Annotated in this window: 6 protein-coding genes; 5 read left to right on the forward strand and 1 reads right to left on the reverse strand. The window is 67.6% G+C overall.

Going from position 1 to position 6,076, the window contains the following annotated elements:
• The 5 genes from V7787_RS52035 to V7787_RS52055 all read left to right on the forward strand — a co-directional run.
• Positions 1 to 233 (forward strand): SPOR domain-containing protein (locus V7787_RS52035; protein WP_336095331.1); only part of this gene is annotated, 233 nt, incomplete at its 5' end.
• 181 nt (positions 234 to 414) lie between these two features.
• Entirely contained in the window at positions 415 to 1,656 is a 1,242-nt protein-coding gene (locus tag V7787_RS52040) for a D-alanyl-D-alanine carboxypeptidase family protein (protein ID WP_336095332.1), read from the forward strand.
• Between the two features lie 327 nt (positions 1,657 to 1,983).
• Entirely contained in the window at positions 1,984 to 2,520 is a 537-nt protein-coding gene (locus tag V7787_RS52045) for a fimbrial protein (protein ID WP_336095333.1), read from the forward strand.
• Positions 2,521 to 2,617: 97 nt separating this feature from the next.
• Complete coding sequence (locus tag V7787_RS52050) at positions 2,618 to 4,378, forward strand: S8 family serine peptidase (RefSeq protein ID WP_336095334.1); 1,761 nt, start codon at positions 2,618 to 2,620, stop codon at positions 4,376 to 4,378.
• 2 nt (positions 4,379 to 4,380) lie between these two features.
• The gene (locus V7787_RS52055; RefSeq protein ID WP_336095335.1) at positions 4,381 to 4,950 is read left to right on the forward strand and encodes a hypothetical protein; all 570 of its coding nucleotides are present in this window, start codon (positions 4,381 to 4,383) and stop codon (positions 4,948 to 4,950) included.
• Between the two features lie 135 nt (positions 4,951 to 5,085).
• Here the strand turns inward: V7787_RS52055 and V7787_RS52060 are convergent, their stop codons facing one another.
• Positions 5,086 to 5,919, reverse strand: coding sequence for a hypothetical protein (locus V7787_RS52060; RefSeq protein ID WP_336095336.1), 834 nt, complete (start codon positions 5,917 to 5,919; stop codon positions 5,086 to 5,088).
• Positions 5,920 to 6,076: the final 157 nt, after the last annotated feature.

Here is a 6,076-nt window from a genome sequence, read left to right on the forward strand (position 1 = left end):
GCGATGTGACCTTGCAGGTCGCCAGCTTCTCCGCCCGCAGCAACGCCGACCGCGCCCTGACCATGCTGCGCGGGGCCGGCATCGGCACCGCCAAACTGCTCGACGGCAACTCCGCCAGCGGCCAGAAAATCTGGCGTTTGCGGGTCGGCCCGCTGCAGGCCGACGCCGCCCCGGAACTCGCCGCGCGCATCGTCGGTCTGGGATTCGGCCAGCCGCAACGCGTACGCGACTGAACCTTCGCCGCCGCCGGCACGGGCCGGCGGCTGCAAGCGCCGCGCATCTGAGGCAGGATGCACGGCTCGCGGACCGCAGCAGGAAGGCACGGTCCGGCCCTATCGACGGCGGCGCCAGGACGGCGATGCCGACATCCAACCCTTCGGCCGGCACGGTACCGGCCTGCGGAGTAGTTCAACGATGACTGTTCGCTTCACCCCGCGCGCGGCCGCCTTCGCCGCGCTGACCTCGGCCTTTCTGGCCACCGCCGTGGCCGGTTTCGCTTCGGCCCAGGCTCCGGCCGCCAAGCCCGCGCCCGCCGCCGCCGCGCTGCCGCCGGCCAGCGACGCGCTGCCGGTCCCGCCGCCGCCGCAGATTCAGGGCACCGCCTGGGTGCTGATGGACGCGGCCAGCGGCAACATCCTGGCCAGCCAGAACCCCGACCTGCGGGTCGAACCGGCCAGCATCACCAAGGTCATGACCAGCTACGTGATCGCCGCCGAAATGGCCGGCGGCAAGGTCAAGGACACCGATCAGGTGATGATGACCGAGAACGCCTGGCGCAAGGGCGGCGCGGCCACCGACGGCAGCTACTCCGGCTTCGCGGTCAACACCACCGCGCCGCTGGTGGAGATGGAAAAGGGCATGGTGGTGCAGTCCGGCAACGACGCCGCGATCGCCCTGGCCGAACACGTCGCCGGCAGCGAGGACGCCTTCGCCGCGCTGATGAACCAGTACGCCGCGCGCATCGGCCTGAAGAATTCGCACTTCATGAACCCGCACGGCCTGTCGCAGGAGAATCATTACTCCACCGCGCACGATCTGGCCCTGCTCGGCCGCGCGCTGATCCGCGACTTCCCGGTCGCGTATTCGTACAACAAGATCAAGGAACTCAAGGTCGGGCCGATCACCCAGCCCAACCGCAACCTGCTGCTGTGGCGCGATTCCACCGTCGACGGCATCAAGACCGGTCACCACTCCAAGGCCGGTTACTGCCTGATGGCCTCGGCCCAGCGCGGCGAGCAGCGGTTGATCTCGGTGGTGATGGGTTCGACCTCCGAAGCCCAGCGCGCCACCGACAGCCAGGCCCTGCTCAACTGGGGCTTCCGCTTCTTCGAAACCCACAAGCTCTACGACGCCGGCAAGCAGGTGGCCAAGCAGAAGGTCTGGAAGGGCCAGTCGGCGGAAGTCCAGCTCGGCGTCGCCCAGCCGATGCTGGTGACCGTGCCGCGCGGCAAGTACGCGCAACTCAAGCCGAGCATGGACGTGCCCAAGACCCTGGTCGCGCCGATCAAGAAGGGCCAGGCCATCGGTACGGTCAAGGTCATGCTCGACGGCAAGGTCGTCGCCCAGCGTCCGCTGGTGGCGATCGCCGCGGTCGAGGAAGGCGGGTTCTTCAAGCGCCTGTGGGATGAGTTCTGGATGTGGTGGGAGTCGGACTAAGGTCCGATTTCCCCCAGCAGAGAGGAAAAAGCCGGCGCCCGCCGGCTTTTTTTTGCCCGTTTTCCGGCCAAGGCGGCCGTCGGCGCGGGCCGCCATCGCCACCGTCGTCACGGTTCCGGCCGGTGCCGCTACCGGCCGTCCGGGCGGCGTAGGGGGGAGGAAGAGAATTTGCGTTGTATCTATGGAGGGATGGTGTAACCCAAGTGAAATCGGATGGTTCTGTCGGCGACATATCGCGGCATTACGGCATTACGCGAACGGTCGGGCGATGGGGCGTCCGTGAGTGCGCCATGCCGGTCCCCCGTAACCCGACGTTCAAGGAATGAAATGAAGATCGCATCCATTGCAGCGCTCGTTACCGCAGTCGCTTTGCCCGTCGCCGCGCACGCGGCCGACGGCACGATCCATATCGAAGGTTCGGTGATCGCGCCGACCTGCGTGCTGACCAACGGCCCGACCCCGGCCGATATCCGGGTCCGCCTGCCGGCGGTCGCGGTGTCGGCGCTGTCGGCCGCCGGCGAGACCGCCGGGCGCACCCCGTTCGTGATCCGCGTGGCCGATTGCGACGCCACCACCGCTCAGATCCAGACCTATTTCGAGCCGGGTCCGACCGTCAACACCAGCACCAACAATCTGACCCTGCAAGGCGGCACCGGCAACGCCGGCAACGTGGAGCTGCAACTGCTCAACGCCGACCACTCGCAGATCCTGCTCGGCAACCCCAGCGGCCTGCAGAACTCGCAAGCCGCGGCGGTGTCCGGCGGCGGTGCGGACCTGCGCTACTACGCGCAATACGTGGCCACCGGCGCGGCGACCGCGGGCGCGGCCAACAGCAGCGTCACCTTCACGATGATCTATCAGTAAGTCCATCCCACCCGACGCGCAGGCGACCCGCGCCGGCCGGAGCCCAGCTCCGGCCGCGGTGGGCCGGCTTGTCCGACGAAAACAAGGAGTTGGCGGTATGCGACAGCTTTTCGGCAAAAAGACGATCTTGAGCGTGGCGACCCTGGCCGCATTGACGGCCGGCGCCGCGCAGGCGCAGAACGACCCGTTGTATCGCTACCAGTGGCATCTGATGAACTACGGTCAGGCGGTGCTCGGCGATACCCGGCCGACCTTCGGCGTGGACATCGGCATCGACGATCTGCACGACTACAACATCCGCGGCAAGAACGTGGTGGTCGGCGTGCTCGACCAGGGCGCGGAAATCGCCCACCCGGATCTGGCCGCGAACGTGGTGCCCAACGGTTCGTGGAACTTCAACAACAACAGCCATGATCCGACCCCGGTCAACGGCGGCGCGGCGCACGGCACCGCGGTGTCGGGCATCATCGCCGCGGTCGGCTGGAACGGCATCGGCGTGCGCGGCGTGGCCCCGAGCGCGCGCCTGAAGAGCTTCAACTTCCTCGACGCCGGCGGCACCAGCGCGCAGATTCAGTACGCCTGGTGGGACGGCGCCGAGTCCAAGGACGTGCAGGTCTCCAACAACAGCTGGGGCGATACCATCCCGCTGTTTCTGACCACCATCTCCGAGAACGAACTGGCCGCCTGGGAAAACCCGATGGCCGCCACCCGCGGCGGGCTGGGCACGGTCTACGTCAAGGCCGCCGGCAACGGCTTCAACAGCGTCAGCACCTACTGCCCCGCGTCCAGCGGCCAGGTCGGCTGCAGCCAGTCGATCTTCGTGGTGGAATCGAACTACTTCAACATCATCACCGTCGCCGCGGTCAACGCCGCGGGCAAGCGCTCCAGCTATTCCACCCCCGGCGCTTCGCTGTGGGTGTCCGGTCTGGGCGGCGAGTACGGTTGGGAGCGCCCGCTGCTGGCGACCCAGGCCTCGGCGGCGCAGCTGGCGACGCAGCCGGCGGTGCGTTTCGATCCGGCGATTATGACCACCGACCTGTCGGGCTGCGCCCGCGGCTACAACACCAACCGGGTCACCCCGGCGGCGTTCTGGGCCGACTTCAACCTCAATCGGCTGGAGTCGGATCAATCCACCATCGACAACACCTGCAACTACGCGGCGACGATGAACGGCACCTCGGCGGCGTCGCCGACGGTATCGGGCGTGGTCGCGCTGATGCTGCAGGTCAACCCGAAGCTGAGCTACCGCGACGTCAAGTACATCCTGGCCACCACCGCGCGCAAGATCGACCCGACCCAGGCGGCGGTGACCAACGCCAACGGCACGGTGTTGTCCGCCGGTTGGACCACCAACGCCGCCGGCCGCGCTTTCAGCAACTGGTACGGCTACGGCCTGGTCGACGCCAGCTTGGCGGTGACCCGCGCGGGCAACTTCAAGTCGCTGGGGCCGTTGGTCGACAGCGGTTGGCAGAACGTCCAGCTCGAGACGCCGCAAGAGATCGGCAACGCCGCCGCGCCGGCGCGCGCCAGCGTCGCCATCGCCGGTGGCGCGGGCCGCATCGAAGCGGTGCAGATCGGTCTGGCCTCGACCTATCCGGTCGGCAACACCCTGCCGTTGAAGTCCACCCCGCTGGTGGTCACCCTGGTCTCGCCCAGCGGCACCCGCGCCATCGTCGTTCCCGCAGGTTCGGTTCCGGTCGGCGATGTGATGACCTTCGATCTGGCTGCGGTCAACGCCTTCCTCGATGAGCCCGGCACCGGCAACTGGACCGTGGAGGTGGCCGACACCAGTCTGGCCGCCGGCGCCGCCAGCAAGGGCAATCTTTCCTCGTTCAAGATTCGCGTCCTGGGGCACTGAACATGAAAATCCAATCTCTTTCGTTGTGCGCCGGGCTGTTGGCCGTGGCGATGGCGCCGGCGGCGCTGGCTCAGACCTACACCAACAAGGCCCAACTCGATCTGGCCGCGACCGGCGAGAGCTTCAGCATCGGCCAGCGCGAGTTCCGGCTGGCGCCGTCGGCGGTGGTCAAGGCGGCTCCGACCGCGGCCAGCACCGAGACCGACAATCAGCTGATCGTCGGCGACTACGTGGTCGAAGTGCCGCAAGCCTCCACCAGCGCGCGCAGCAAGCGTTCGCTGGATGCGGCCGCCAGCGGCGGCGAGAACCTCGCCGCCGCGGTGTCCGATGCGGGCAGCGCGGTGATCGTGGCGCCGGAGCTCAACGTCTATTTCACCCACATCGGTGCGATCGACGGTCTGGCCGAATCCACCGGCGGCAAGCTGCTGTATTCCTCGGCGGTCGGCGGCAAGGCCACCATCGGCTATTCCTCGGTGGCCGAGGCGATGCAGGCGCGCCAGCGCATCCTCGGCCAGGCCGGGGTGAAGGAAGTCAGCCCGCGTCTGGTCGATCAGCGTCGGGTGGCTTGGTAAAAACGGCGCGGCGCCGGCCCCCCGGCGCCGCGACCGAACCGCTCGATGCGAGTCGAGCGGTTGCGTGGAAGGAAAAGGCCGGCCTCCGCCGGCCTTTTTCTTTTGCCGATGCCCGGCCGCGGCGCGCGCCGATCGCTAGCGCTTGGCCGCCGGCAGCTTGGCGATGATCGCCGCGCGGAACTTGCTGGCCAAGGCGTGGAACCCGGCTTCGGAGGGATGCATTTCGTCGAACCATTGGCTCGGGCTGGTCAGCGTTCCGCGCAGGTCGACGTAATCGAAGCGGCCGGCGAAGCGCGGATCGTTCTTGAGTTCGCGCAACACATGTTGTTCGAAACCATCGATCAGCAGACGCACGAAACGCCGCCGCTCATCCGGGGTCTTGGCCGGATCGGCGTGCACCACCGCGTTGATGTGCGGCCCGATCCACGGCCCCACGCTTTTTTTCAGCAGCGCCGCCACGCCGATATTGCCCGGCGTCAGCGCGCCGGGGCGGCCGATCAACTGCGGATGATCGTAAGTGTGGGCCAGGATCGGCGTGTCCGGTTTGGCCGCCAGCGCGGCCTGCACGAACAGCGCATAGGCCTTGCGCACGGTCTCGTACTTGCCGCTGGCCAGCACCAGCGCGAACGCGGCGTCGGCCGACAGCGCGGTCTGCCCGCGCAGGGTGCGCTTGAGGAAACTGTCGACGAAATCGTTGCCGCCGGCGCTGAGCAGGATCAGATCGAAATCGAACTGCTCGTACCAGCCGATGATGTCGTCGATGTTGTCGCGCACGAACATCGAGCGCTTGGGATCGTCGGCATTGCGCGAGGCGTGATCGCCGCTGCGTTCGGCGCGGAAGAACAGGCCGCCGTTGCCGAGCAGCGGAATTCCGCGCTCCTCGTCCTGCGGCGCCGGCGAGACGATCCAGTCGAGCAGGTTCATCGCCAGGGGCGTGGAGAACCACGAATCGCCTTCGCAGAAAATCACCGGCGTGCGTTCGAGCAGATGCGCGCGCTTGAGTTGGTTGTAGAGCGCGCGGAACTGGCCGCGCAGGGGCAGGGCGACGGATTGGCTGGGGGCATGGCAGCAGGGCTCCGGGGGCGGATGCGTGCCAATTTATCGCGATTAATGCGCAAATATTGAG

This window comes from Pseudomonas sp. CGJS7 (assembly GCF_036961695.1).

Bases quoted from the DNA above. Each gene is read 5' to 3' on its own strand.
- V7787_RS52045 (WP_336095333.1), top strand. From the start codon at position 1,984: ATGAAGATCGCATCCATTGCAGCGCTCGTTACCGCAGTCGCTTTGCCC.
- V7787_RS52040 (WP_336095332.1), top strand. From the start codon at position 415: ATGACTGTTCGCTTCACCCCGCGCGCGGCCGCCTTCGCCGCGCTGACC.
- V7787_RS52055 (WP_336095335.1), top strand. From the start codon at position 4,381: ATGAAAATCCAATCTCTTTCGTTGTGCGCCGGGCTGTTGGCCGTGGCG.
- V7787_RS52050 (WP_336095334.1), top strand. From the start codon at position 2,618: ATGCGACAGCTTTTCGGCAAAAAGACGATCTTGAGCGTGGCGACCCTG.